Raw genomic sequence first — 26,644 nt, 5'->3', positions numbered from 1 at the left:
ATTTCTGACATCTTACAGTTTCAAAAGCCCCGCCAAAAGACTACTAAGGCGATGATTCCAAACCGCATCAGAAACTTTATCTTCAGCGATATTGTATTAAAGACATCAGATTTGCAAGTATAAGTAATTCATCCATGATAAAAATAATTATCGGCACAAACCGAAAAAATGCCGTTTCCAAAACAATCGGCAATCACTATCAGGAAATCCTTCAGGAAATGAGCACGGACTCGGAACTGATCGACTTAAGGGACCTTCCTGATGATTTTGTTTTTTCAGCTTTGTACGAAAACAACGGACAAAACGAAGCCTATAATGAACTTCATGACAAGATAAAGGATGGGGATAAATTCGTCTTTATCGTTCCAGAATATAATGGATCTTTTCCAGGGATATTAAAGTCATTTATAGATGGTATGACCTATCCCAACACTTTCAGGAATAAAAAATGTGCACTGGTGGGATTATCCTCAGGAATAGGCGGCGGTGGCATCGCTCTGAGCCACCTTACCGACATATTCCATTACTTGGGCATGCATGTCCTGGCCAATAAGCCAAAACTTGCCAAAATTGAGGAAAACATGTCTAATAACTTGCTCACCAACAAGTTTTACATAGACCTTTTGAAAACCCAAGCGGAAATGCTGATCAACTTTTAATTAATCAACATTATCATGTAAAAACCGGTTATTGCCCAGAATCTCATTATCATCGTTAAGATTGAATTTTGAGATATTGGTTTCTGAGCTATGTTGCACATCCTGGAGTTTTACATTTTTTCTTAAATAAGCAGGTGTATCCAGCTTTTCCTTGAACTCCTCTGGGGTTTGATTCACTGCCCGAAGGTTTTTAAGACGCTCAAATCGCTCATGTGCTCGCTGCATGGCTTTCTGCTTGATTTGCTCGTAATAATCATTTGCATATGCGCCACTGGCAGTGCTAGGCTCCTCAGGTCTGGATGACATAGGCTGCTGTGGCTGTGTTTCTTCTTCCTCGTACAATGGCGTCACTTTCCTATCTGGAGTAGAACTGGCAGGCACAAACTCGAAGTCACTCTCATGGGAAGCATTTGGCGCCTCGTTCTCATTCTCGTCCACCTCCACAGAAGTAGTCGACTGCCTGTTTACCGGCTGAGGATTTGGCGTCTGCACAGGTTTTTGTTCTGCAGGAGTAGGCTGCTGGATCGTAAACGTAAATGTCTGACCTGCTGCGGCAGAACTCTCTTCTTCCACCTTAGTCGTCTTTCCCGAGTCCAGGTCGATTACTTTTTTGGTGTTCTCTTCCACCTCAGGCTCTTCCTTTGTCTCCTTTTTAGCCAATTCACCTGCCTCGAAACCTGTAGCAATCACGGTCACACGAATAGACTTCTTCAAATCCGGATCAATGCCCTGACCAAAGATCACCTCAGCATCATCTCCAGCTCTGTCTTGGATATATTCAGTGATTTCGCTCAGTTCATCCATAGAAAGTTCTTCTTCCTCGCCGGACATGATGGACAATAGGATCTTTTGTGCCCCCTTGATATCCACATTGTTCAACAACGGAGAAGCGATGGCCTTCTCTGCTGCTTTGATAGCCCTGCCTTCCATCTCTTCAGTAGCAGAGCCCATCACGGCAGCACCTGCGTCCTTCATTACCGTCTTTACGTCTTCAAAATCGACGTTTACATCCTGATGAACCGTAATAATCTCTGCAATGGACTTGGCAGCTGTAGTCAATACATTGTCCGCTTTACCAAAAGCCGCACGGATAGGCAGATTACCATATACCTCCCGCAACTTGTCATTAAGGATCACCAGGACAGTATCACAGTTGTCTCTCAATTCCTCGATCCCTCTTTGGGCGGCACCGGTTTTTTTCCGGCCTTCAAAAATAAAGGGGGCAGTCACAATCCCCACGGTAAGGATATCCATATCCTTGGCGATTTTGGCAATCACAGGGGCCGCACCGGTACCCGTACCACCACCCATACCGGCAGTGATAAAGACCATTTTGGTATTGTCAGCCAAAAGCTCCCTGATTTCTTCTTTGCTTTCCAGCGCTGCGTTCCGGCCCCTTTCAGGGTTTGCTCCGGCACCCAAACCTTCGGTCAGGTTGGTCCCGATCTGAAGTTTTAAAGGCACTGGGCTACTCTTTAAGGCCTGTGCATCTGTGTTGACTACCACAAATTCCACATCCTTTATCCCTTGACCAAACATGTGGTTCACGGCATTGGAACCACCTCCACCTACACCTATCACCTTGATGATAGACTTGTGGTTTTTAGGAATATCAAATTTGTAATCTTTCATAATCTCTGACATTATTTCCTCAATTTTGGTGAACTGTTATTTCTAAATACTTTTCGTTGTCTCTAAAATCTTACAATCAACCGGCTCAATAATTCCCCTCATCCCCAATATCATCGGTGATGAAGTCCTTGAGTCTTTTCCGGATACTACCAAAAATATCCTTTCCTGGCATTTCCATCTTGGCCCTTTCCTGCTTGGTCCCTACCGGAATAGACTGACGCTGTCGGTAATAATCTTCGCGGTCGTCCAAAGCCTTAAACCCGGCCAGTACCAAACCGACTGTAGTGGCATACATAGGGCTCTTCACCTCCTCAATTTTGGATTTACCCAAATGCTCATTGGGATATCCAATGCGTGTATCAAGCCCTGTCATGTACTCAAACAACTGGCCTACTCCCTGCAGTTGAGAACCGCCTCCGGTAAGCACGATGCCCGCTGCCAGCTTTTTATATAATCCGCTGGTCATGATTTCTGACTGCACCATTTCAATGATTTCCTCCATCCTGGCTTCAATGATACTGGCCAGGTTCTTTACGGAGATCTCCTTTGGCGGACGGTTTCTCAATCCCGGAATAGATACAATCTCATTGGGATTGGCCTCTTCCGTGATGGCGCGGCCAAACTTGGTTTTCAGAAGTTCTGCCTGATTTTGCATGACCAAGCAGCCCTCCTTGATGTCGGAAGTAATGATATTACCCCCAAAAGGAATCACAGCAGTATGGCGAATGATATTGTCGTAGAAAATAGCTATGTCGGTGGTTCCCCCGCCAATATCCACTAGGCAAACCCCTGCCTCCTTATCCAGGTCGCTGAGGACTGAAAGCGAACTGGCAAGGGGTTCCAAGATTAAATCCTTGGAATGAAGATCGGCTCTTTTCACACATCGGTTGATATTATTTATAGCTGTGGTTTGGGCAGTGATAATGTGAAAATCTGCTTCAAGACGGGCTCCGGACATGCCCACCGGATCCTTGATGCCATCCTCATAATCTACAGTATAGTCCTGTGGCATCACATGGATAATCGTATTACCAGGAGGAACCACAATGTTCTCCATGTCATTGGAAAGGCGGCGTACGTCCTCGATGGTGATCTCATCGTCTTTGGTATTTCTGATGATCACTCCATGGTGTACGGAACTACGGATATGCTGGCCGGCGATCCCAACGATGATCTCCCTGATATCCACCTCGGCCATATCCGCGGCCTCATTCACCGCTTTCTGGATGGCATTGACGGTCTTATCGATATTGGTGACGATCCCCCGGATAACCCCGTCAGACACGGCTTTGCCCATACCGAGTACCTCTAGTTTGCCAAACTCATTTTTGCGCCCGATGATCGCACAGATCTTCGTGGTTCCAATGTCCAGTCCTACGATTAATTTTTCAGTTTCCATAGCTATATCAATTATTCACAAATGATTTGATCCTTAAATTCCACGTTTACCCTGCTATAGGCCTCCCAGCCTTTTTCGGGTATAATCTCCTCATAAAAGAGGTTTATTTTTTCAAACTTTTCTTCAATGTCCACCGGCTTACCAAACTCAATCACCTGTCTTCCTACCTGTTGGTAAAGCTTGATTTTACCTTTTCTATCCACCTCTACTGAGGCTATCTGAGCATTCCAAAACTCATTTTTATCTATAAAATAGATCAGGTCCAACAGGTCCTTGTACTCCTTGTTAAGATCCTTGGCGGCCAGCAGCTCATCCGCCCGGGCCCCGTTGATGATAAGTACCCTGGAAGTATAATGCGCCGAAGTGGGCAATATCAGGCCCTCTGCTGAAACATAGCCATCCGCTGCAAGCGGCCGGCTGATACGGGCGATGGGCCTGAACTGATCTATGGCCACCAACACCTCCCCTTTCAGGTCCGTGTACACTTCCGCGTTCTTGACAAAAGGATGGCTCTCCACCTTTTCTTCCAATGTCCTCAATTCAATGTTTTGCAGCTTTTCCCCTTTGGACAAAGCTGGAAACTCCTTCAAGAGCATGGCACTGATCTCATCCTCCTCCACAAAATACACATCACTGATGCCTTTGACCTTCACCGACAAGCCGCGGTAGCTCCTTTCAGCACCTTTCTTTTCCACAAAGCCAATAAAGACGACCAACACCAACAAAAGCGCGGTAAAGACTGCCGATTGCTTTATTTTGAACTTCATTAATCCCATCCTTCTATTAGCTTGTTGATCGGCTCCACCAGTCGGTCTATATCTCCCGCTCCCAAAGTCACCAAAACTTCAGGCCGCTTTTGATCCAAAACCCCCAACAGCTCTTCTTTGCTTAAAAGGGATTTTTCCTCAGCAGTAATCTTATCCATCAGCATGGCAGCATTTACCCCTTCTATGGGTAATTCTCTGGCAGGGTAAATTTCCAATAGAATCACTTCATCCGCGATGGAAAGGGCTTCAGAAAAACCTTCCGCAAAATCACGGGTACGTGTAAACAGATGCGGCTGGAAAATGGCCGTAAGCTTCTTATCCGGATACATTGCTTTTACCGAGCCCAAAAAGGCCTTGATCTCCTCGGGATGATGGGCATAATCATCGATAAAAACCCCTTTTTCATCCTGTCGTTTGATTTCAAACCTCCTTTTTACGCCCTTAAAAGTGCTCAAACCCTCACGGATAAGTTCCTCCTCTATGCCAAAATGCAAGGCAATGGAAATGGATGCCAATGCATTTTCCACATTGTGAAAACCTGGAACTTTTAAAACCAACCCTTTAATCGTGCTTTCCTCACTTACATAATCAAACTCAAATGAGGCCACACCTGCACTGATATTTTCCGCTCTGACCTCTCCTTCTCCTAGCCCGTATTGACGCAGGGTCAAACCGCCAAAACCGTTCCTATTCAGCTTTTCCAGCGCATTTTTTTGAATAAATAACAAGCCGTCTTCCGGCAGCAAGCCAATGTATTGTTCAAAATTCCGGGTAAGCTCCTGAGCGTCACCATAGATATCCAGATGGTCAGCATCTACACTTGTCACTACCGCCACATTAGGGTGCAGTCTCAAGAAGGAGCGGTCAAACTCATCTGCCTCCACTACCACAATGGGCTTTTCCTCAGTTTCCTCATCATGTAGAATCAGATTACTCTCATAGTTTTGGGTAAGTCCTCCCAAAAATGCCGCTATATTCTTTCCTGCATGCTTCAGCATATGGGCCACCATGGAAGAAGTAGTGGTCTTACCATGGGTACCTGCCACGCCTACTGTATACATGCTGTGGGTAATCATGCCCAATACCTCTGATCGCTTCTTGAGGTCAAATCCATTGTCCCTAAAGAAGTTCAGCTGTACACTGTCCTTGGGAATGGCAGGTGTCCAGACAATCAACACGTTCTCCTGATCATCCTTAATTTGACCGGGAATCGTATCTGTTGTATCCTCATAGGTAATCTGCATTCCTTCCTCTTCCAGCTTTTTGGTCAAAGGTGAAGGTGTACGGTCATACCCCATTACCGGTATCCCCACATGGTTAAACCATCTGGCAATGGCACTCATCCCAATACCGCCGATTCCTAAGAAGTATACGCTATGTAATTTATCCCACTTCATTTGATCAAAGCTTCCAATTCCTTAACTATTTCTTGGGCTGCATTCGGCTTGCCCATCTTTTTAATATTTTTCCCTAATCGATTCTGCAAGGCAGGATCCTCCATCAATTCGTCTACTTTGCCCGACAATTCCTCCACCGCCTCGCTGTCTTTCAACATCAATGCAGCATCATGCTCCACGCAGGCCTGGGCATTCTTGGTTTGGTGATCCTCTGCCACATTGGGCGAAGGGATAAATATCACCGGTTTGCCCACCAGGCTCAGTTCAGACACGGAAAGTGCCCCGGCCCGGGAAATCACCGCATCAGCTGCTGCATAGGCCATATCCATCTCTCTGATAAACTCAAGTGCATGAATATGTTTAAGCCCAGACTTTTTGAGCTTTGTGGTCATCTCCTCAAAATAAAACCTGCCCGTCTGCCAAAGCACCTGATAGCCCTTTTCTTCAAAATGCCTCATGGATGCCACCACGGCATTGTTGATCGTCCTGGCTCCTAAACTTCCCCCCAGCACCAGTATCACCGGCTTTTCTGCATCCAAGCCAAAATGCGCTAATGCCTTTGCCTTTTTATCCTCCAGGTCCAGTATATCCTTCCTTACCGGGTTACCGGTAAAATGTATCCTGTCTTTCGGAAAAAACTTTTCCATTCCGTCATAGGCCACACAAAAAGCCTGGGCCCTTTTGGCCAATAATTTATTGGTCAGGCCCGCATAGGAATTTTGCTCCTGAATCAGGGTAGGAATGCCCTTTCCCTGAGCCACATAGAGCAATGGTCCGCTCGCATAGCCCCCCACACCGACTACCGCATGGGGCTGGAAATGCTTGATCAGCCTTTTGGCCTTGTTGATGCTTTCCCAAAGCTTGAAGGGAAAACTCAGGTTTTTCAGCGTCAAGCTCCTTTGGAGGCCCGCCACAGGCAAGCCTTCAATGGTGTATCCCGCTTCAGGTACCTTTTGCATTTCCATCTTGCCCTCCGCCCCAACAAAAAGGATCTCGCTTTCGGGAAATTTTTCCGTCCAGGCATTGGCAATGGCGATGGCCGGATAAATATGTCCTCCGGTGCCTCCACCACTGATCATGATGCGATATGTTTCCTTCTTTTCGATACGCTTTTATTTATTGTGCCATTTGCATGACATTTTTTCTCACGGCATTTCCATCACCGGCAAAACCATCTTCCTGATCCCCCCGGCTTACACTGAGGATGATCCCCAAAGAAATTCCTGTAAACAACAAAGAGGTTCCTCCCATACTCAGCAAGGGCAAAGGCTGACCGGTAATCGGCCCTAGCCCCACGGCCACGGCCATGTTTACCATCGCCTGAATCACCAGGGCAAAACTCAGCCCTGCGGACAACAGCCCCCCAAATGGCCGGTTGGAAACCGCCACCACCCGCATCCCACGGTAGAGCAAGGCCAAATAGAGAAACAGTACCACTCCTCCCCCGATCATACCATATTCCTCTATGATGATGGCATAGATAAAATCGGAATAGGGATGGGGCAGAGAATTTCTCTGCTCACTGTTTCCAGGACCTTTACCGGCAATACCGCCGGTAGCAATGGCCATATAAGATTGTTGTGCCTGATAAGGAATTTCCTCATCAGACATAAAATTCTCTATCCTTGAAAAGAACGTCCCTCCACGCTGCCCCAGGAAAATCGCCGAGGTCAGGGCCAGAAAACCTATCAGGCAAACGGCAATCAAAAACTTCACCGGTACCCGCCCAATAAACATCAGCAATAAACAGGTGCTCAACAGCATGACTGCTGTGGACATATTGGCCAGGCCTATCAGCATGCAGATCATCCCTATCCAGATCATCACCGGAATAAAGGTTTTCTTGAAATCCTGGATATTCTTCTGCCTTTTGGCCAGCATCCCCGCCACTGCCGCAATCAGGGCCAACTTGGCCAAATCCGAAGGCTGAAAAGCCTGGTTGATCAGCGGAATGGTCAGCCACCGATTGGCATCATTGACATTGGAGCCAAAGAGGTAGGTAAAAGCCAACAAAGGTACAGACACCCATAAAGCCATCAAGCTCAATTTGGAATAGAACTTATAAGGCAATCGGTGCGCGGCCCACATGACCAGCAAACTCAGCAACACCAAAGAAGAATGCTTGATCAGATAGGCTTCGGTGTTACCGCCCATTCTTCGATAAGCCAGTGAACCGGTCGCCGAATACACCACCAAAATACTGATGATGGAAAGCACCAGCACGATCCCCCAGATGACGGGGTCTCCTTTCAAGTTTTTATCGATCCATGCTTTGACGGCTACCATTCCTTATGACTTCAATTTTCTAACTGCTTCCTTAAACTGATTTCCCCTGTCCTCATAGTTTCTAAACAGGTCAAAACTGGCGCAAGCCGGAGACAATAAGACCACATCGCCTTTTGCTCCCTTATCCAGCCCCCACTTTACGGCTTCCTGAATATCTTGTGTTTCCAGAATTTCCGGCACCACACCTTCAAAAGCTGCCTTCAGCTTTTTATTATCTTTTCCAAGGCAAATCAGCGTTTTCACATGATCCTTTACCTCAGGCATTAGTGTTTTGTAATCGTTTCCTTTGTCCACCCCTCCTGCTATCCACACCAATGGCTCCTTATAGGCGGACAAGGCATAAACGGTGGCATCCACATTGGTTCCCTTACTATCATTGACAAAAAGGACTCCATTGATCTCCTCCACCTTTTCCATCCTATGGGGAGCATTCTTAAAATCTCCCAGTCCCTCCACAATAGCCTTCTCTTCCACACCTGCCAGCAAAGCTGCATTGGAAGCACACATCACATTCAGCATATTATGGTTTCCCCTCAAGGCCATTCCGCTTTCGGGCACCGAAATCATGTGATCACAGTAGTTTATTTTCACCTCTGTACCGTTGAAAAAACTACCGTTTTTCACAATCTTCTCCAGCGAGACCTCATGTATCTTCGGCTTCACTATCAGTTCACTCAGGCCCTTCCAGATATTTTTATCTTCCCTGAAATAGATGAAATGATCTTCTTCTCCCATCTGTTTCAACAAATTCAACTTGGCATGGATGTATTTATCCAATTGATAACCATACCGGTCCAAATGGTCCGGTGTAATATTGGTCAGGACGGCCACCTTTGGTTTGAGCGTCTTGAAGCCATCAATCTGAAAACTGCTTACTTCCAGCACCCACCATTCATGGTCTCCATCCACTAGCTGAGCAGCCCAGCTTTGTCCTACATTTCCTCCCATGCCCACATCAATGCCCCCCTTCTTCAGCAAGTGATAAGTCAGCAAAGTCGTCGTGGTCTTTCCATTGGTTCCGGTAATGGCAATGACTTTTCCATTGGTAAAACCATAGGCAAATTCCAATTCATCGATCACAGGAACACCTCTTTCTTGGGCTTCCGAGACGATAGGATTTGAAAAAGGAATCCCTGGGCTTTTGATCAGCTCCGGATAACTTAGGATCTTATCGGCACTGTGCTGCTCCTCCTCATAATCTATCCCGGCCTTTTCCAGCTTCTCTTTTCTCTCTGAATTTATTTTGCCCCCGTCTGAGACAAACACCTCATAGCCGTTCTTTTTGGCCAGCAAAGCTGCGCCAATCCCACTTTCTCCTGCTCCTAGTATGGCTATTCTTTTCATCCTTATCTTAGTTTAAGCGTTGCCAATGTGATAATCGCCAGCAAAATGCCCACAATCCAAAAACGTGTAACGATCTTGGATTCATGGATCCCGCCTTTTTGATAGTGGTGGTGCAAAGGAGACATCCTGAAAATCCTTCTGCCTTCACCATATTTCCTTTTGGTATATTTGAAATAGCTCACCTGCATGATCACCGACAGGTTTTCTATCACAAAGATCCCGCAGAGCACCGGTATCAATAGTTCCTTGCGCAAAGCCAGGCAAAGCACTGCAATCACCCCGCCCAGCATCAAACTGCCCGTATCTCCCATAAAGACCTGGGCCGGAAAGGAATTGTACCACAGAAACCCAACACAGGCCCCCAAGAAAGCCGAGCAGAAAATCACCAGCTCTCCGGAATTGGGAATAAACATCACATTCAGGTATTGGGAAAAGATGGCATTACCACTGATATAGGCAAAAATGGCAATGGCCAAACCAATGATAGCAGAGGTTCCTGCCGCCAAACCATCAATCCCATCGGTAATATTGGCTCCATTGGATACAGCCGTGATGATAAAAATCACCAGCAGGATGTACAAATAAGGAGTCACGTCCTCTCCCATAAAGCCCAGAAAATTTTCGTAATTGAGCTCGTTGTTTTTCATAAATGGGATGGTGGTTTTCATCGCTTTAACATCTTTGAAAGCCGGAGTTTCCACCATTCCCTCATCTATGGAAACAGGGTTCTGGAACTCCCTGACCACGACATCCTCATGAAAGTAAAGTGTGGCGCCCACAATAATGCCTATCCCTACCTGTCCAATGATCTTAAATTTCCCGGCAAGGCCTTCTTTATTCTTCCGGAACACCTTGATAAAATCATCCAGAAAACCGATCCCTCCCAACCATACCACGGTCACCAAGAGCAGAACGATATAGATATTGTAAACATCTGCAAAGAGCAAAGTAGGAATGATAATGGCCGCAATCATCATCAGCCCGCCCATGGTCGGGGTGCCTTTTTTCTCCGTCTGCCCGGCAAGTCCCAGGTCGCGGACAGTTTCACCGATTTGCTTTTTCCTGATCCAGTTAATAATGCCCTTACCAAAAGTAATGGTGATGATCAGAGACAGCATGGCAGCCATTCCTGCGCGAAAGGAAATGTACTTAAACACCCCTGCTCCAGGAAAATCAAATGCACTGTCGATATAATCAAAAAGATGGTAAAGCATTATTTATTCGTATGTATAAGTTGAATTAATTCTTTCACTGTTTTGAAATCATCAAAAGGGTGCTTCACCCCCTTGATTTCCTGATAGGTTTCATGGCCCTTTCCGGCCACAAGGATAATGTCCCCCCTTTCGGCCATAACACAGGCCGTTTTGATCGCCTCTCTTCTATCGGCTATCACCAGGGTCTTTTTCAATGAAACCGGATTGACCCCCGCCTCCATATCCCGGAGAATGTCCATAGGCTCTTCATCCCTGGGGTTATCAGAGGTCAGCACCACCTTATCGCTCATTTCCGTGGCAATCTTCGCCATTATAGGACGCTTTGCCTTATCTCTGTTGCCTCCGCACCCTACGACGGTGATCACCTTTTCGCCGCCTGTACGAACTCCCTGTATTGTTTTCAGTACATTTTCCAAGGCATCAGGTGTATGGGCATAATCTACTATCGCCGTGATCCCCCCCACTTCCAGTTGGTCAAACCTTCCTTGCGCGCCTTTGATCTTGGAAAGCTGCATCAAAACCTCCTCCTCTTCTTCGCCCAACAGCACCGCTGTCCCCAACACACCGGAAATATTGTAAGCATTGAACTCCCCGATCAACCTGAACCAGGCTTGCTTGCCATTGATGTCGAGCTCCAGTCCCTGCAGGGTATTGCTCAGCACTTTGGCCTTAAAGTCCGTGGGGTACTTTAACCCAAATGTCTGCTTCCTTGCCTTTGTGTTCTGAAGCATGACCATTCCACGCTTGTCATCGGCATTGACCAGTGCAAAGGCAGCCTTGGGCAATTCGTCAAACAACTTCTTTTTGGCCTTGATGTACTCATCAAAGGTCCCATGGTAATCCAGGTGGTCATGGCTAATATTGGTAAAGACCGCTCCTTCAAGCTGCAGTCCCGCCATTCTCTCCTGCACGATGGCATGTGAACTGGCCTCCATAAAACAATGGGTACATCCTGCCTTCACCATTTCTGCCATCAGCTTATTGATGGCCACACTATCAGGAGTGGTATGGGTCGCTGGTATTACCTTTTCGTTGATTTTGTTTTCCACTGTACTGAGCATGCCCGTCACATAGCCCAATTCCATAAACAGCCTATGCAGCAAGGTCACACAGGTGGTTTTACCGTTGGTCCCCGTCACTGCCACTATCTTCATCTTCGAAGAAGGCTTGCCGTAGAAATTGGAAGCCATTTCCCCCAAAGCCTTCGTGGAATTCACCACCTGCACATAGGTAATTCCCTTATCAAGTTGCTCTGGTAATTTTTCACAAACCACGCTGGTAGCGCCTGCCTCAATCGCTTTGGCAATAAATCCATGCCCGTCTACCTGGGTGCCGGCGACAGCTACAAATGACGCCCCTGCCACTACCTTTCGGCTATCAAAGACGATATCCTTCACTTCCACGTCCATATTACCGGTACTGGAAGTCAAGGAAACTTTGTACAATATGTCCTTTAAGGTCTTCATTAGCCTAACTCAATACTTATACTTCCTCCTTTGGGCACATTCGAGCCTGCCCTTATGGACTGCCTTCTTACCCTTCCGTTTCCGGAATAACTCACGCGCAGCCCCTTATTTTCCAGCACGTACAGGGCATCCTTCAAGGTCATTCCTGATACATCCGGAACCAATGGTGCATCCACTTTATTGGCCTTCCAGGCGATGGACCTATGCACTACTGATGACTTTACCCATCGCTCCGCCCCATCATAATGATTGGACAATCCGAAACGGTTACAGATCATCTGTAATTCATCTGCTTTCCCTGCCTGTATATATGGGAAGACCTCTTGGCTTAACTTAGCCCCTCCCGCTTTTCTCTCCTGTTCTTTATCATTTAAGTTAAGGTCTTGGGCATAAATCTTATCTGCAATCTCTTTAAACACCGGCGCTGACACATCCCCTCCGTAGGCATTGAATCCTTTTGGGCTGTCGATCACGATGATCATGCTGTATTTGGGTTTATCCGCAGGAAAATACCCGGCAAAGGAAGTATAGTACCTTCGCGTATACCTTCCGTTGACCAGCTTTTGGGCTGTCCCCGTTTTACCCGCAATCTTATAATCACTGTCACTGATATTTCTGGCGGTACCGTTTTCCACCACTCCCTCCAGCAGAGACCGTAGCTGCTTTATTGTCTCGTCAGAAGCGATGCTTTTACGGAGCACCTCGGTTTCATATTCCTCCTCCACATAATTCCCCTTTTGAATACGGTCTACAATCATCGGCTTTACAACCTTACCGCCATTGGCTACTGCATTGTACAAGGTCAAGGTATGCAAAGGGGAGAGTTTCAGCTCATAGCCTATCGACATCCATGGCAAAGTGGTACCGTACCAGTTCTTTTTGTCCCTTGGATCCTTGAAATAGGGCATCCCTTCTCCTTTTAGCTGGAAGCCAATGGGCTTATCCAATCCTACTTGCTCCACATAAGCGAGAAACTTGGCTGGATCCACACCAAAATGTTCATCGACTAACTTCGATATGGCCACGTTGGATGACTTTTCAAACGCCTCACGAATGGTAAGTTTTCCATAACCTCCGAATTTGGCATCCCTCATTGTCTGGTTATAGAATTTGTAGGTTCCGTTACCGGTATCAATGGTATCCTTCAAATTCACCTTTCCCTCCTCCAGCAAAGCCAGCATGGAAAGCAGCTTGAAAGTGGAGCCCGGCTCGGTAAGCCCTTGCTCACCTACAGCATAATTGTAATACTCCCCGTAGCCATAGCCGTTGTCCCGCTTTTCCAGGTTGGCGATGGCTTTGATATGTCCGGTCTTCACTTCCATCACCACCACACAACCGTACTCCGCATCCTTGTTCATCAACTGTCTCAGCAGGGCAGACTCGGCCACATCCTGAATATTGATATCGATCGTGGTCACCACATCATGACCATCCTCTGGACGGATATCTTCGGCATCATGGACAGGCTTCCAGGTTCCCCCTGCTATTTTCTGAAACAGGGCCTCCCCATTTTTACCTTCCAAATAGCCATTGAAGCTATATTCCAGACCTGCCCCATAGCGGTCTTCGTTAAGAAAACCAATGGTCCTTCCCGCCAAATTTTTGAACGGGTTGTACCGCTTCTCCACTTTTTCAAACAACACTCCGCCGCCCATTCTTCCTTTGCGGAAAATGGGCCAATCGGACATTCTTTGCTTCTCCTGATAGCCGATTTGTTTCCTGTTGATCACCAAATACCTTCGTCCTTCGATTCGCGCATCATTGATGATGCGCTTGTAGGCACTGGCTGATTTATCCTTGTAAAAAGCCGACAGGTTCCTTGCCAAAGAGTCGATTCCCGCCCGGTAAACATCTTCATCCGCTATCCCCGGATCCATTGCCACCCTGTAAAACGGAAGGCTGGTAGCCAGCAAACTCCCGTTCTGGCTATAGATATTACCCCTCGTAGCACTGACTTTTCTGTATTGCAGGTTGATGTCCTCTGCCTTTTGGCGCCATTTCTCTCCATCCACAAACTGAACATGGGCTATCTTGTAAAGGATAGCCCCTGCGAAAAGTACCACCGCCAAAAAGGCAAGTCTTACTCTTAGTAATATGGATTTCTTAATGTTCATTTATCCTTGATAATCTTTATCGGAGGTTCTTCTATTTCGTAAATGTTTAAGACCTGTATTTTTTTCGCCACCTCGGACTGTTTACTGCTGAACATATATTCCGCTTCTAAAGTGGTCACGTCAGCCCTGAGATCTTCCACTTCTTGCTGGAGCTTTTCAATCTCCCGAATGGTGCTATCCGCCTTGTGGTTGCTCCAGATATAGATCAATGCCAATAAAGCGGCATATAGGAACGGGGGCACTAATTTCACAGGAATACCTTCCCCAAACCAGTCGTTCATCTTGAGTTTCTGCTCAATCAGCCCAAACAGGTTTTTATTGTTTGACGGCTTCCCGGAATGGCGATTTTCATTCGCCCCTCTTTTCATCTTTTTCTTAAAAGTATTCCCCTCCATGATTATACTTTTTTTGCAATTCTCAACTTGGCACTCCTGGCCCTGTTATTGGCAGCCACTTCCTCCTGATCGGCCTGAACCGCCTTTCTTGTCACAGGCTCCAAGGGCCGGACCAGGTTTCCAAAGAAATCTTTTTCCACTTCACCCTGAAACTTGCCCTTATTGATAAAATTCTTCACCATCCTATCTTCCAAAGAATGATAGCTCATCACCACCAATCTCCCCTCTGGTTTCAGCACATCCACAGCCTGCATCAGCACCTCTTCCAAAGCCCCCATTTCATCGTTTACTTCTATGCGCAGGGCTTGAAACACTTGGGCAAAATATTTGAATTCCCTGCCACGGGGAGCCAGCTTTTGCAGCAATTGCTTGAACTGCTCCGTCGTCTCAAAAGGCCTTGAGGCACGTTCCGAAACCACGGATTGTGCCAGCGTCTTGGCATTTTTCACTTCACCATAGATTCCAAAAACCTTATGCAGCGCGGCTTCTTCGTAAGTATTCAGCACCTCTTTGGCCGACAAACTTCCCATTTGGTTCATGCGCATATCCAGATCCCCCTCAAAACGGGTGGAAAACCCTCTGGAAGGTTCATCTATCTGGTGGGAGGAAATCCCAAGATCTGCCAAGATCCCGTCCACTTTGCTTATCCCGTACAACCTCAGGTAACGCTTTAGGTCCCTGAAATTCGCCTGCACAAACGTGAACTTGGGATCTTCAGGGGCATTTGCCGCCGCATCTTCATCCTGATCAAAACCATACAGCCTCCCCTCATCCTTCAAATGCTTAAGGATCTCTTTGGAATGCCCCCCTCCTCCGAAGGTTAGGTCCACATATACACCATTCGGACGTATAGCCAGCCCTTCAATGCACTGATGGAGCATCACGGGAATATGGTATTCGGTTGCACTCATATCTTAGAATCTGACAAATATTCTTTCGCTTGCTCGGCAAATACATCAGGGTCACTGATCAAGAACTCTTCATACTGCTCAGGATCCCAGATCTCTATGGTTTTCCCCATACCTACCACGACCACCTCCTTGTTGATGCCCGCAAAGCGCAATAAAGGCTTGGGTATGGAAAACCTGCCTGTGGAATCAAGCTCCACTTCCGTATTGCCACGGTAAAAGCTTCGCTTAAAATTCCTTTGCTTTGGATCAAAATCATCCAAAGCCGAGACTTTATTGTCCAATTTCCGGTACTCATTCATCGGATAAAGCACCAAACACGGATCAAAACCCCTGCGCATAACCAGCTCATTACCAAAAGTCTCCGGTAAGCCCGCCTTGAGTTTGGCAGGCAATACCAGACGTCCTTTGGCGTCAAGCTTGCAGTAATATTCGCTAGAGAAATTGCCCATGTCTTACTGATCGAGTCTCGTTCAAATACAAAAGTAATAAAAGCAATCACACAATCCACCACCTTCCCCCACTTTTTCCCACTTCCTTATAAATGTACCCAATACTTTACTTTACACCAATTATTTTTTAAAAAATTACCGAACAGACCCACTGATATTCACCTACTTACAAAGCCCCAAAACCGCCTTAAAAACTCCTTTCAAAAGTCACTGAAGCCTTATAACAACCTATTTTTAGCCAAAAACAGGTTGTTTCCACACCAAAAAAAACCAAAACCCAAACAGGTGGGGAACATTCCCATAGTTTCCCTCATTTTTACTTTTTCCCATCGCATAATTAGAAAATATGAGGTACTGAATCCAAAAAGCACATTCAACCTAGCCCTTCAGACCATGATTCGGGCCAGAAAAAAACGATACATGCAAACAGTGGCCACTAGCTGATTGGCCAGCCCTACATTCGTTAACTAAAAAACGGAAGATTCTTGGGGTCGTTATGGATGATTGGGGTACACTTCGACAAGCTCAGTGACCCACTCGACAAGCTCAGTGACCCACTCGACAAGCTCAGTGACCCACTCGACAAGCTCAGTGACCCACTCGACAGGCTCAGTGACACACTCGACAGCTCAGTCACACACTTGACAGGATCAGTGACACAGTTGACAGTCTCGGGGTCTGCTCAAGAGGCTTAGCCACCGACACTTTTCCAGATTGGACTTTTCAATAGGAAAAAACTAATCCTTGGATGAAATCGAAAAAAGTTCTCAGCGGCTATTTTTTCCGCTCTATGGTATACCTCACCAGATTCTCCAAAGAATGTTTATAGTCAGAATCCGGCATTGCTTTCAGTATATCCAATGCCTCCTGAAAAAACCTGTTCATCACCTCTTCGGCATATACCAATCCCCCGGATTCCTTCACAAAAGCGATAACTTGGTTTACCGCTTTTTTGTTCTCATTCTTATTTCGGATCAAATAAATGATACGCTTTTTGTCCGACCAGCTGGCGTGGTTCAGCGCATAGATCAGCGGGAGGGTCATTTTTTTCTCTTTGATATCTATTCCCACAGGCTTCCCTACTTCATCATCCCCATAATCAAACAGATCGTCTTTGATCTGAAAGGCCATCCCTACTTTTTCACCAAAATCCCTCATTTGCTCCACTGTTTGTCCATCAGCCCCGGCAGTCAGGGCCCCGACGGCACAACATGCAGCAATAAGACTGGCTGTTTTTTGACGGATGATCGTATAGTAAACCTCTTCGGTGATATCCAGCTTTCTTGCTTTGGCAATTTGCAGCAGTTCCCCTTCACTCATTTCACGCACTGCATTGGACACGATCTTAAGCAGCTCAAAATCGTTATTATCCACACTGAGCAGCAAGCCCCTTGACAGCAGGTAATCACCGACCAGAACGGCTATTTTATTTTTCCAGAGAGCATTGACTGAAAAAAATCCCCTGCGATAATTGGCATCATCTACGACATCATCATGAACCAAAGTAGCTGTGTGAAGCAATTCTATCAACGCAGCCCCTCTATAAGTGGACTCGTTGATCCCTCCTGTAACACCCGCAGTCAAAAAAACAAACATGGGGCGCATCTGCTTACCCTTTCGTTTGACAATATAACTTGTAATATGATCCAAAAGCTTGACCTTACTTTTCATAAAAGAACGAAACTTCTTTTCAAAGTCGGTCATTTCCGTCGCTATGGGCGCTTGTATTTGTTTTAGGTCTGCCTTCATCACTTTTTTGGTGATGCAATAATACAATCTAATATGCCATTGACAAAATGGAGGCCATGAATATTCGCTACCTGAAACTGGTTTTGATCACCACCCTTTCCTTTCTCTTAAAACAAATAGGAAAACCGAAGGCTGCCCAACAACTGCCCCTCTGCCTGGGAGGTTTCTTGGGTACGATAGGAAAAGCGGTAAGATACGCCATAACGCCCCAAGCCCAGGACCATTTCAGCAAAATACTCATTTTGCATCTTCATAGGATCCATTGTCACCATATCCCATGTTTCGGAACCTTCAGTTCCCTGAAGGGTAGCGTTTTTGTACACTCTTTTGAGGTTTGCCCCAAGTAACAGATAAGTCTCTCTAGCTTGAGAATGTCCTGCCCGGCTTCCGGAAATAAAACCATTGCCCTGTGCAAGAAAATCCCCCAAACGCAACCTGGGGCTCACCTGGATGCTTTGGTCAAAATTCCCTACAGCCCCTCTTCCCAATATCCAAAAATCCATCCATGCCATCCTGAAAAATTGATAGGCGCCCTCCGCGTGGAAATTGATGAGTCCGCCACTTCGGATCTGGAAATCCCAGCCTTGGGGCTGCGGAAAACCAAAGACCCGATGGTACCAAAGCTGCACCTCCGCAGCTTTTGATCCGGGACCTATCTTACCCAAGAGCATGCCTCCTTCCAACCAGGCCCGGCTGAAATGGCGCTGGTAGGCCGCCCGTCCATAGAGGACCCCGGCATAGGGACGGTCATAAAACCGGATATCTTTTACCGTGTATTTTTCGGGGGTATATATCTGTTGGACAAAGCTTATTTTAATCCTTTCATTCTCGTTCAAATATTGGTTGTACCCCAAAAAGACCCCGTGGGTGTAATATCGATCAAAATGGGTAAAGGCAAAAGCATCATTATCCACCTGCAAAAACAGTTCATGCTTCCGAAGGGACGACTCACTTTTCTGCCCAAATACTATCGGGACAACAAGAAAAATAAGCAGCGACAGGCTCACCAAACATCTACCGAGGGCGTTCAAAGAATCAATTTTTCTTAATGGATAAAATATTTTTTAAATTATCAAAAAAAGTTCATTTAGATAAATTTGTAAGGAACTAAATGCTATTTTTGATTTCATTGACTTATCATACCTACTTTGTCGGTACCGGTAACCGTTTTACTACCTTGAAGATATTCATGCTGAAAGGCTTCCAAAAACACCTGACGGCACACCTGAAGCGTTCGGGTTTTTCATCTCAAATGGTAATTTGACAAAGAAGGGTCCGTTAAGCCTATTATCAAAGCTTCTTTTTTTGATTATCTTTGAAAAATCATCAAAATTTCTCCCCTTGACTGACGATTATATCAAACACAAATACGACCCCATTCTTCCACGAAAAGATGAGTGGCCGGTGGTGAAGCTATCCAAAAGCCGAAAAGAATTCGTGCAGAAGATCGCCTCCCAAAGTAAAGATAGGATCATCAATATCACGGGCAACAACCTCGAGCTGCTTAAAGAAGAGCTGGAAACCACGCTTTACCGCGAAAAAATGCGGATAAAGCAAAACCCATGGTTGGTAGACCCCGATGATGAAAATGACTTTTGGTCCGGTGTGAAATCCGCCTTGGTGCAGATTTCATCGGAACAAAACATCAGCGAAGCAAAGAAGAAGCAGGGTTATCTCAAAATCCTGGACAGCATTACCTTTCGCTATGCCGAAGAAATCGCAGGATATTTTAAACACAGCCATTACAAAGCCACGCGAAGAATAGTCACCTTCGGATTTTCGCGCTTGCTCAATGCCGGAAGGGTAAAAGGTTTCGGCTCCATTTTCAGCCAGCAATACACCCTTCAGGACAAAATCCAGATCATAGGAGAAACCGATCAAATCAGGAACCTTGCTTCCAAAGGCACCATTGTAATGGTCCCCACCCACTTCAGCAACCTGGACAGTATTTTGATCGGATGGACCATCAGTACCCTTGGGATGCCCCCCTATATTTACGGGGCAGGGCTTAACCTTTTCAACATCCACATCTTTGCCTACTTTATGAATGCATTGGGTGCATATAAAGTAGATCGAAGGAAGAAAAACCTGCTGTACCTGGAAACCTTAAAAACCTATTCCTCAGAAGCCATACAGTTTGGCTGCCACAGCTTGTTTTTCCCGGGAGGAACCCGTTCCAGAAGCGGAAGAATAGAAAAAAGGTTAAAACTTGGCCTGTTGAGCACGGCCATCGAGGCCCAAAGAGCCAACTATGAAAAAGGCCTCTATGATGTCAGCGGCAAGGTATTTATTGTCCCGGTAACCATTAACTACCATTTTGTGCTGGAAGCTCCGAGCCTGATCAAGGAATACCTCAGCCTTACCGGACAGGAGAGGTACTATAAAGAAACCGACGAATTTTCCAATTCCTACAAAATATCCAAGTTCCTTATCAAATTCTTCACGAAGGGCTCTGACATCTCTGTCTCCATAGGCAAGGCCATGGATATCATGGGCAACTACGTGGATAAAGATGGCAACAGCTTGGACAGCAATAAAAGGATCATTGATTGCAAGGATTACTTTGTTTCCAATGGCAAGGTGACGGTGGATCCCCAGAGGGAAGAGGTCTACACCCAAAAACTCGGGGAAAGGATTGTGGAGGAATTCCATAAAATCAACAGGGTATTCAGCAGTCACCTGGTGGCCTTCACGGCCTTTCAGATGATCAAAAGGCAAAACAGTAAGATGGACCTCTTTAGCCTCTTGCGCTTGCCCGAGGAGGACATCTCCATCAGTTATGACGACTTCAGGACCGATTGCCAACGGGTCTTGAACAAAATCATGGAAATCAGGAGCAAGGGCGGGCTCCATGTCGCCCCCCATTTAAAACAAGGCATCGACAAAATCATAGCACATGGGCTGTCCAATGTGGGAATGTACCATGCCAAGCGCCCTTTGATCCGCACCCAAGACGGGGGCATCACCACACAGGACATGAGCCTTTTGTATTATTACCACAACAGACTGGACGGATATGACCTCGAGCAACTCTTCCAATAACCACGACAGGCCGGTAGGCGTGATCGGCATTGGCAGTTTTGGAACGGCCATTGCCAATATCCTTGCCGAAAAAAGCAAGGTAATTGTGTATGCACGAAAACCGGAAATCGTCGACGAAATCAACAATACCAATAGGGCTGAAGGCAGAAAGCTCCACCCCAATATCTCTGCCACCACGGATCCTGAGCAAATCTGCCAGGCTTGCGAGGTAATGTTTCCGGTAGTTTCCTCCTCAGGCATGAAAGACGTCATGAGGAAGTTTGCCCCTTACCTGCACCCTTACCATATCTTGATCCATGGCACCAAAGGACTGGCGCTCAATCTGCCAGATGGCAAAACACTGGACGATGTCAGTAAAATAAGCAGGGAAAACATTTGGACCATGAGCGAAGTCATTCTGAACGAAACGGTTGTGGTGAGGGTAGGCTGCTTAGCTGGACCCAACCTGGCCAAGGAGCTTTCCAAAGGCCAACCTGCCGCCACGGTAGTTGCCAGCAGGTTCAACGAGGTCATTTTGGAGGGACAAAGACTACTGCGCTCTGACAAATTCCAGGTCTATGGCAACCAGGACATTATCGGGGTAGAACTGAGTGGGGTACTCAAAAACACCATCGCGATCGCTTCAGGGGCATTGGCAGGATTGGGGCTTGGAGAAAATGCCAAGGGTTTACTGATCTCCCGCGGCATGGTAGAAATGATCCACCTGGGCAAAGCTTTGGGCGGGCAGACACAGTCCTTTGTAGGGCTGGCCGGGATCGGAGACCTGGTTGCTACCTGCAGTTCTACCTTCTCCCGGAACTATACCGTCGGTTACCGCCTGGCAAAAGGTGAAAGCCTAGAAAACATCAATGACAGCATGGAGGAAGTAGCCGAGGGCATCAATACCGTCCGACTGCTCAAAACTTTCCTGGAAGGAACAGGCATGCGCGCCCCGATCACCGAAAACCTGTACAAGGTACTCTTCGAAGGCTTCAAAGTGGAAGACGCCCTGCACTACCTGATGAAATACCCCTTCAATGTGGACATTGATTTTCTATAAACCTGCAGTGCATCATTCAGAAAAAATCAGATTGGGCTCAAGACAGTAAACATTATGATCAATAAAACTACCTTACTTTTTGTATCCACAACCATCTTGGGAATGCTCTTTTCCTGCAATTCCTTACAAACAGCCCTTTATAAAGAAGGAACAGTACCTACATTAGCCGCCGAAGGCTTTGCCTTTACCGAGGGGCCCGCGCTTGCCCCTAACGGCGATGTATACTTCACCGATCAGCCGAATAACCGTATACACAAATGGTCTGCCGAAACGGGTGAAGTAAGCATTTTTATGGAAGATGCCGGGCGGGCAAACGGGCTTTACTTTGACCAAGAGGGCCGCTTACTGGCCTGTGCCGATGAAAATTTCCAGCTTTGGAGAATTGACCATGAAAAGAATGTCACCGTTCTCCTGGATGGGTTTGAGCAAAAAAACTTCAATGGCCCCAATGACCTTTGGGTTGACAAAAAAGGAGGGATCTATTTTACCGATCCCTATTACCAACGCCCTTATTGGAAAAGACAAGAGATGGACATGGAGAGGCAAAGGGTTTATTACCGATCTCCCAATGGCCAGGAAGTCAAAGTTGTGGCCGATCACTTTGTCCGCCCCAATGGCATTATTGGCACCAAAGAGGGAAAAACACTTTATATCGCAGACATCGGGGACAAAAAGACCTACAAATACCAAATACAGGATGACGGCAGCCTAGGGTCTCCTGAGCTTTTTGTGGACATGGGGTCGGATGGCATGACCATCGACGCAAGAGGCAACGTCTACCTGACCGGGGATGGTGTCACCATATTCAGTCCCAAGGGAGAAAAAATCGGACATATCCCCGTCCCCCAAAAATGGACGGCCAACGTGACCTTTGGCGGAAAAGACCGAAAAACCCTCTTTATTACAGCCAGCAAGGCTGTTTACACCTTGGACATGAATATTTCCGGCGCCAACCCCTAAACCTGGTTCAGCGCGCTAAGCATTTAATTCCCGGGCCTTGATCAACTCATAGTCCTCTTCTACAAAGGGATAATCCCAACAGCCCATACGATGGAATAATTGGCCTCCAAATCCCTTTTTATACAAATGCACACCGTGTAGGGGGTGAGACTTTTCCAAATTGGGTGCGCAGCCAAACATATCGTATTCTTCACAGCCGAAGGCTTTGGCCCTCGTGATGGCTTCCCACTGCAAGGCATAACTTCCCATTGCCTGCTTTTGATGAGATGCGGACGCTCCAAAAAGATAAGTGGCCCGTTTGTGTGAAAGCACCAAAAACATAGACGCCACAATATCTTCTCCATATTCGGCCATCAGCAAGCATACACTTACATTATCATCTTGCTGTTCGAATAAATCCAAGAAATAATCTTTTTGCTGGTATTCAATCCCCTTCCTTTGGCCCGTCTCCTCATACAGGTCATACCACTCCTCCAGCTTTTCCACGCCGTGCTCTCTTACTTCGACACCTTTTTTGAACGCCTGCCGAATATTGTACCGGGTATTGTACCGCATCTCATATAAAAGCTCTTCGTCCTTCTTCTCGAGGTCTAAAAAGAAAGTATTCTTGGGCAAGGAATCTGAGACACTTTTTTTCAGGTTCCAAAACTTGGTATTGAAATTCACTCTGAACTCTTGGGTCTGAGGAGAGGGAGGTCCCTGCCAGTTGCCATTTTGGTCATAAAGTTCGTCCTCATCAGCCCATTGGTTTTGCCACATCAAATCATAGCGGATAAAAGCACAATCCGAAGGCAACTGGGGCCTCAGTGCTTCTGACAACTTCTCCAAAAAAGCCCCTTGATACTCAAATAGCGGTTCCAGCTTAGGCCCATAAGGCACATAGGCAAAAGAATGGCTATCATTGACGCGCTTGATCAAGACCAACAAATCCTCGTTTATTTCTTGGTCTGATTTTGCACGGGGATCCAAAAGTTCTTCTGCCACCGTCACTTGAAACCCCTTGGGTTCATAGCCTTGATTGTGTTTCAGCCTGGCCCAAAAAGGCGTCTGGGGCAACACATTGGTAGGATCAATATACTTAATTGATTTTCTCTTCGCAGTACAGGTCATCACTTTTCAATTAGTCGGCGAAACTAAGAAATCATCCGAGGACGATAAAAAAATCAGGGTACTTTTTCAGTTCATCGGTAGAGACGGCGGCCTCATGGTCCCCTCTGCCTCAAAGACTACTTCCTTTTTTGATCAGTCTTTTTGCCCAGCCTGTGATTTGCTGCCCGCCACTAACCACAAACTCCTGCCCCTTGGCTGCTGACTGAAAATAATCTGCTTTAAATGATTGGGGAGAATGATAGCTGATCTCCGCTTCCCTGAAATACTCCGGCAGTTCCCAGCGACTCTTGGAATAACCCAATTTGGTAAGGAGCAGTCCGGGATGATAGGTTAATACGCCTGCCCCGGGAAGCTGGGGCAAAAAACTCAAGGCTTTGGTCGCTTTATAAATACAATTATTTGTTCTTCCGCGAAATCTTTCCTGAGCATGCGGATGATAGCTTACTTCTTGGTCAAATTTTTCAAACCGGTCAAGTACCTTTCCTATTTCCAGATAACCAAAAATCAAATGTACCTGGGGAGCGTCCTTAACATACCTCAATCTCCCCTGATGAAATGCTGTTCTTCTAAAAGTGCCAAAAAACAAAAAAAGATCTCCCGGACCAATCCCGCTTTTGGCGAGATGCCCCTGCGCTGCCCCGGTCTGACCAAAAAGAGGGCGCCAACCTTTTGACCTGGGCAAAGCCTCTTCTACCAAATCGGGATCCAGGTGGCAGTGGCATTCAGGTCCCAGCTTTGTATGGGGATTCAATGTCCTGATCAAATCAGAATAAGGTTGCCCTTGATGCATCAGCTCACCATAAGACTGCTGATCAGCCTCCTCTGGAATGGGCAAGCTCAACAAGCTCCCGTCCGGCAAAATCGGACTGGGCTGGCCTCCATATTGCATATCAAATCCTTTTCTGCTTAAAACGATCCGCATGATTAGTCCATTTAACTGTTTGGAGATGAAGTTAATCAACTTTTAGTAGACCAATCTTCAGACACTTCCCCCTCTAAGACAAAAATCCCCTTTCTAACCAAAGAAAGGGGATTCGAAAATATTTTATTCTCTACATTAATGATTCGGTTACTTGATACTAAAGCCTCCCGACTCAAGACTCAAGACCCAATACCCTTACTTTCTCACTCATCAGACAAGGGCACCCACTGCACCGATAGATCCGGATCTTCCATATTTGCATCAAATGGGAACATAGGCCTTTTAATACGTCCGTATTCCAGACGGAAAAGATCCTGATCGACGCCCCCAGGAGTAAGTGCCAACAGCCAATCTGCCCGCATATTGTATAGCTCCGGCACCAAATAACCGATCTTAACCACGACAATATCCGTCTCCTTTGGCTTCAGGCCAAGATTTGTGAAATCACTTTCATGATGATAGGGCTTGCGTTTTTTTGTTACGATGACATTAACGCTGCCCACTTTCACAACTACTTCCGTTTCCGCATCTCGGTCACCTTGCTCTATAGCTTGCACCGTTCCCTTTAACATGATCGGCCCTGAATAGCGATCATCCACCGCTGCTCCAACAGGGGCTTCCACTTGCCCTCCTACTCCTACTTTTTCAGCCGCTTCAATAAGCTCAGGTCCAGGAATTGACGCATAGATCAAGGATGGGCCATCCTCCTTTTTAAATTCAGGTCTCTCCAAAATCTCCTTTAGGGTCCAGGTAACATCCCCTGCCCCACCGGCTGTGGGGTTATCCCCTGAGTCACTGATCATAAATGGCACCTTATCACTGGCAATGGCTGCGTCCAATGCTTCCTCCAATGTCGCTGTTGGGGCTACAAAATCAAACTCCTCCCTTACTTCCCAAAAACTTTTGGCCAAATCTTCGGCCGACTGGGCCACTTTATCTTTGTCATCACCGGTCACCATCACCACCCCATGGTTTCTTGGCTCATCCGCCCAAGCATAACCTATCCAGATAGCAGCATCCACCACTCCCTCCTGATCTGCAGCCGGCTTCACCTTCGCATAAAGGCTCTTGCCGGGCTCTATGCGTGTACTGGTTTTCTCGCCCGGCAATAAGATCGGCACAGGAATATAAGCCTTGTAAGCGGGCTTTCCTTTTCCGCTTTCCAAGCGGTCCAAAAGATTGTCCATGGCTCTTTTTTTAGACTCTAAAGCATCCTCATGAGGTGCCAATCTGTAGCAGGTGATAATATCTGAATGCTTTGCCAGTCTCCATGACACGTTGCCATGTAAATCCATGGACGTGGAAATAATTGGCTCCTCACCGATCACTTCCCGGATTCTTACAATCATATCCCCCTCTGGGTCGTCCAGACCTTGCACACTCATGGCTCCGTGGATATCGAAAAACAAACCATCATAGGGTCCGTTTTCTTTTAGCATGCTAAGTGTCTTTTCCATCAATGACTCATAGGCTTCCCTACTCACGATCCCCCCGGGGATAGCATGTCCTTTCAAGGTAGGAACCCAATCGGCCCGCTTCCTATTGGCAGAATCCGGAGCCATAAAAGGATAATAGGAAAAAATATCCTCCCCTGTTTTGGAATGGAAGGCATCTTCTTCTGTTACGGCAGGCGAAAAGGTACTGGATTCGATGGCCAAGCCGGCAATGGCTATCCTTGGCAATGCTTTTTCTGCCTTCTCTGTAGAAGAACTGCAGGCGCCAAAACCAATCAGAACCATTATCAAAACAAAGGGAATAGAAAGGGTGAAGGATCTTATCATAATTGAAG

At 46.6% G+C, this 26,644-nt stretch carries 22 protein-coding genes; 4 read left to right on the top strand and 18 right to left on the bottom strand.

What is annotated here, in order from left to right:
• Positions 1-134: 134 nt before the first annotated feature.
• A complete protein-coding gene (locus tag ACYVAA_RS02060; protein ID WP_460538360.1) occupies positions 135-659 on the top strand; it encodes an NADPH-dependent FMN reductase in 525 nt (174 codons plus the stop codon).
• On the opposite strand, the gene ftsZ is transcribed toward ACYVAA_RS02060, so the two are convergent.
• The 15 genes from ftsZ to ACYVAA_RS01985 form a co-directional block, all read right to left on the bottom strand.
• Positions 660-2,291, bottom strand: coding sequence for a cell division protein FtsZ (gene ftsZ, locus ACYVAA_RS02055; protein WP_460538358.1), 1,632 nt, complete (start codon positions 2,289-2,291; stop codon positions 660-662).
• A gap of 85 nt (positions 2,292-2,376) precedes the next feature.
• The gene (gene ftsA, locus ACYVAA_RS02050; RefSeq protein ID WP_460538357.1) at positions 2,377-3,690 is read right to left on the bottom strand and encodes a cell division protein FtsA; all 1,314 of its coding nucleotides are present in this window, start codon (positions 3,688-3,690) and stop codon (positions 2,377-2,379) included.
• A gap of 11 nt (positions 3,691-3,701) precedes the next feature.
• Entirely contained in the window at positions 3,702-4,457 is a 756-nt protein-coding gene (locus tag ACYVAA_RS02045) for a cell division protein FtsQ/DivIB (RefSeq protein ID WP_460538356.1), read from the bottom strand.
• Positions 4,457-5,854: a UDP-N-acetylmuramate--L-alanine ligase gene (gene murC / locus ACYVAA_RS02040; RefSeq protein WP_460538355.1), complete on the bottom strand. Its 1,398-nt coding sequence runs from the start codon at positions 5,852-5,854 to the stop codon at positions 4,457-4,459. Before murC ends, ACYVAA_RS02045 begins: the two co-directional genes overlap by 1 nt.
• Positions 5,851-6,960 (bottom strand): undecaprenyldiphospho-muramoylpentapeptide beta-N-acetylglucosaminyltransferase, encoded by a 1,110-nt coding sequence (gene murG / locus ACYVAA_RS02035; protein ID WP_460538392.1) that lies wholly within the window; start codon positions 6,958-6,960, stop codon positions 5,851-5,853. The genes murC and murG overlap by 4 nt, the downstream gene beginning before the upstream one ends.
• Positions 6,961-6,970: 10 nt before the next feature.
• The gene (locus ACYVAA_RS02030; protein WP_460538354.1) at positions 6,971-8,140 is read right to left on the bottom strand and encodes an FtsW/RodA/SpoVE family cell cycle protein; all 1,170 of its coding nucleotides are present in this window, start codon (positions 8,138-8,140) and stop codon (positions 6,971-6,973) included.
• A gap of 3 nt (positions 8,141-8,143) precedes the next feature.
• Positions 8,144-9,484: a Mur ligase family protein gene (gene murD / locus ACYVAA_RS02025; RefSeq protein ID WP_460538353.1), complete on the bottom strand. Its 1,341-nt coding sequence runs from the start codon at positions 9,482-9,484 to the stop codon at positions 8,144-8,146.
• Between the two features lie 2 nt (positions 9,485-9,486).
• Positions 9,487-10,698 carry a phospho-N-acetylmuramoyl-pentapeptide-transferase gene (gene mraY / locus ACYVAA_RS02020; protein ID WP_460538352.1) on the bottom strand — a complete coding sequence of 404 codons (1,212 nt, stop codon included), beginning with the start codon at positions 10,696-10,698 and terminating at the stop codon, positions 9,487-9,489.
• The gene (locus ACYVAA_RS02015) at positions 10,698-12,164 is read right to left on the bottom strand and encodes a Mur ligase family protein (RefSeq protein ID WP_460538351.1); all 1,467 of its coding nucleotides are present in this window, start codon (positions 12,162-12,164) and stop codon (positions 10,698-10,700) included. The genes mraY and ACYVAA_RS02015 overlap by 1 nt, the downstream gene beginning before the upstream one ends.
• Positions 12,164-14,278 (bottom strand): penicillin-binding protein, encoded by a 2,115-nt coding sequence (locus ACYVAA_RS02010; RefSeq protein ID WP_460538350.1) that lies wholly within the window; start codon positions 14,276-14,278, stop codon positions 12,164-12,166. Before ACYVAA_RS02010 ends, ACYVAA_RS02015 begins: the two co-directional genes overlap by 1 nt.
• Entirely contained in the window at positions 14,275-14,673 is a 399-nt protein-coding gene (locus ACYVAA_RS02005; protein WP_460538349.1) for an FtsL-like putative cell division protein, read from the bottom strand. The genes ACYVAA_RS02010 and ACYVAA_RS02005 overlap by 4 nt, the downstream gene beginning before the upstream one ends.
• A gap of 2 nt (positions 14,674-14,675) precedes the next feature.
• Complete coding sequence (gene rsmH / locus ACYVAA_RS02000; protein WP_460538348.1) at positions 14,676-15,584, bottom strand: 16S rRNA (cytosine(1402)-N(4))-methyltransferase; 909 nt, start codon at positions 15,582-15,584, stop codon at positions 14,676-14,678.
• Complete coding sequence (gene mraZ, locus ACYVAA_RS01995; protein WP_460538347.1) at positions 15,581-16,033, bottom strand: division/cell wall cluster transcriptional repressor MraZ; 453 nt, start codon at positions 16,031-16,033, stop codon at positions 15,581-15,583. Before mraZ ends, rsmH begins: the two co-directional genes overlap by 4 nt.
• A 774-nt stretch (positions 16,034-16,807) precedes the next feature.
• Positions 16,808-17,782 (bottom strand): polyprenyl synthetase family protein, encoded by a 975-nt coding sequence (locus ACYVAA_RS01990; RefSeq protein WP_460538346.1) that lies wholly within the window; start codon positions 17,780-17,782, stop codon positions 16,808-16,810.
• Positions 17,783-17,889: 107 nt separating this feature from the next.
• Positions 17,890-18,813 (bottom strand): lipid A-modifier LpxR family protein, encoded by a 924-nt coding sequence (locus ACYVAA_RS01985; protein ID WP_460538345.1) that lies wholly within the window; start codon positions 18,811-18,813, stop codon positions 17,890-17,892.
• A gap of 310 nt (positions 18,814-19,123) precedes the next feature.
• On the opposite strand from ACYVAA_RS01985, the gene ACYVAA_RS01980 reads away from it, so the two are divergent.
• Genes ACYVAA_RS01980 through ACYVAA_RS01970 form a run of 3 tightly spaced genes read left to right on the top strand, consistent with a single transcriptional unit; the run spans position 19,124 to position 22,823 of the window.
• On the top strand, positions 19,124-20,824 hold the full coding sequence (locus tag ACYVAA_RS01980) for a 1-acyl-sn-glycerol-3-phosphate acyltransferase (RefSeq protein WP_460538344.1): 1,701 nt from the start codon (positions 19,124-19,126) through the stop codon (positions 20,822-20,824).
• The gene (locus ACYVAA_RS01975; RefSeq protein WP_460538342.1) at positions 20,799-21,863 is read left to right on the top strand and encodes an NAD(P)H-dependent glycerol-3-phosphate dehydrogenase; all 1,065 of its coding nucleotides are present in this window, start codon (positions 20,799-20,801) and stop codon (positions 21,861-21,863) included. The genes ACYVAA_RS01980 and ACYVAA_RS01975 overlap by 26 nt, the downstream gene beginning before the upstream one ends.
• A gap of 54 nt (positions 21,864-21,917) precedes the next feature.
• Positions 21,918-22,823, top strand: a complete 906-nt coding sequence (locus ACYVAA_RS01970; protein ID WP_460538341.1) for an SMP-30/gluconolactonase/LRE family protein — start codon at positions 21,918-21,920, stop codon at positions 22,821-22,823.
• Positions 22,824-22,838: 15 nt separating this feature from the next.
• Here ACYVAA_RS01970 and ACYVAA_RS01965 read toward each other — a convergent pair whose 3' ends face one another.
• The 3 genes from ACYVAA_RS01965 to ACYVAA_RS01955 form a co-directional block, all read right to left on the bottom strand.
• The gene (locus ACYVAA_RS01965; RefSeq protein WP_460538340.1) at positions 22,839-23,933 is read right to left on the bottom strand and encodes a lipid II:glycine glycyltransferase FemX; all 1,095 of its coding nucleotides are present in this window, start codon (positions 23,931-23,933) and stop codon (positions 22,839-22,841) included.
• Between the two features lie 109 nt (positions 23,934-24,042).
• Positions 24,043-24,855 (bottom strand): Nmad3 family putative nucleotide modification protein, encoded by an 813-nt coding sequence (locus tag ACYVAA_RS01960; protein ID WP_460538338.1) that lies wholly within the window; start codon positions 24,853-24,855, stop codon positions 24,043-24,045.
• Between the two features lie 203 nt (positions 24,856-25,058).
• On the bottom strand, positions 25,059-26,594 hold the full coding sequence (locus ACYVAA_RS01955) for a M81 family metallopeptidase (RefSeq protein WP_460538391.1): 1,536 nt from the start codon (positions 26,592-26,594) through the stop codon (positions 25,059-25,061).
• Between the last annotated feature and the right edge of the window lie 50 nt (positions 26,595-26,644).

The organism is Echinicola sediminis (assembly GCF_054777495.1).
Note: the sequence above shows the minus strand (reverse complement) of the source record. Positions and strands in the feature narration are given on the sequence as shown.

Bases quoted from the DNA above. Each gene is read 5' to 3' on its own strand.
- ACYVAA_RS02060 (WP_460538360.1), top strand. From the start codon at position 135: ATGATAAAAATAATTATCGGCACAAACCGAAAAAATGCCGTTTCCAAA.
- ftsZ (WP_460538358.1), bottom strand. From the start codon at position 2,291: ATGAAAGATTACAAATTTGATATTCCTAAAAACCACAAGTCTATCATC.
- ftsA (WP_460538357.1), bottom strand. From the start codon at position 3,690: ATGGAAACTGAAAAATTAATCGTAGGACTGGACATTGGAACCACGAAG.
- ACYVAA_RS02045 (WP_460538356.1), bottom strand. From the start codon at position 4,457: ATGAAGTTCAAAATAAAGCAATCGGCAGTCTTTACCGCGCTTTTGTTG.
- murC (WP_460538355.1), bottom strand. From the start codon at position 5,854: ATGAAGTGGGATAAATTACATAGCGTATACTTCTTAGGAATCGGCGGT.
- ACYVAA_RS02030 (WP_460538354.1), bottom strand. From the start codon at position 8,140: ATGGTAGCCGTCAAAGCATGGATCGATAAAAACTTGAAAGGAGACCCC.
- murD (WP_460538353.1), bottom strand. From the start codon at position 9,484: ATGAAAAGAATAGCCATACTAGGAGCAGGAGAAAGTGGGATTGGCGCA.
- mraY (WP_460538352.1), bottom strand. From the start codon at position 10,698: ATGCTTTACCATCTTTTTGATTATATCGACAGTGCATTTGATTTTCCT.
- ACYVAA_RS02015 (WP_460538351.1), bottom strand. From the start codon at position 12,164: ATGAAGACCTTAAAGGACATATTGTACAAAGTTTCCTTGACTTCCAGT.
- ACYVAA_RS02010 (WP_460538350.1), bottom strand. From the start codon at position 14,278: ATGAACATTAAGAAATCCATATTACTAAGAGTAAGACTTGCCTTTTTG.
- ACYVAA_RS02005 (WP_460538349.1), bottom strand. From the start codon at position 14,673: ATGGAGGGGAATACTTTTAAGAAAAAGATGAAAAGAGGGGCGAATGAA.
- rsmH (WP_460538348.1), bottom strand. From the start codon at position 15,584: ATGAGTGCAACCGAATACCATATTCCCGTGATGCTCCATCAGTGCATT.
- mraZ (WP_460538347.1), bottom strand. From the start codon at position 16,033: ATGGGCAATTTCTCTAGCGAATATTACTGCAAGCTTGACGCCAAAGGA.
- ACYVAA_RS01990 (WP_460538346.1), bottom strand. From the start codon at position 17,782: ATGAAGGCAGACCTAAAACAAATACAAGCGCCCATAGCGACGGAAATG.
- ACYVAA_RS01975 (WP_460538342.1), top strand. From the start codon at position 20,799: ATGACCTCGAGCAACTCTTCCAATAACCACGACAGGCCGGTAGGCGTG.
- ACYVAA_RS01970 (WP_460538341.1), top strand. From the start codon at position 21,918: ATGATCAATAAAACTACCTTACTTTTTGTATCCACAACCATCTTGGGA.
- ACYVAA_RS01965 (WP_460538340.1), bottom strand. From the start codon at position 23,933: ATGACCTGTACTGCGAAGAGAAAATCAATTAAGTATATTGATCCTACC.
- ACYVAA_RS01960 (WP_460538338.1), bottom strand. From the start codon at position 24,855: ATGCGGATCGTTTTAAGCAGAAAAGGATTTGATATGCAATATGGAGGC.
- ACYVAA_RS01955 (WP_460538391.1), bottom strand. From the start codon at position 26,594: ATGGTTCTGATTGGTTTTGGCGCCTGCAGTTCTTCTACAGAGAAGGCA.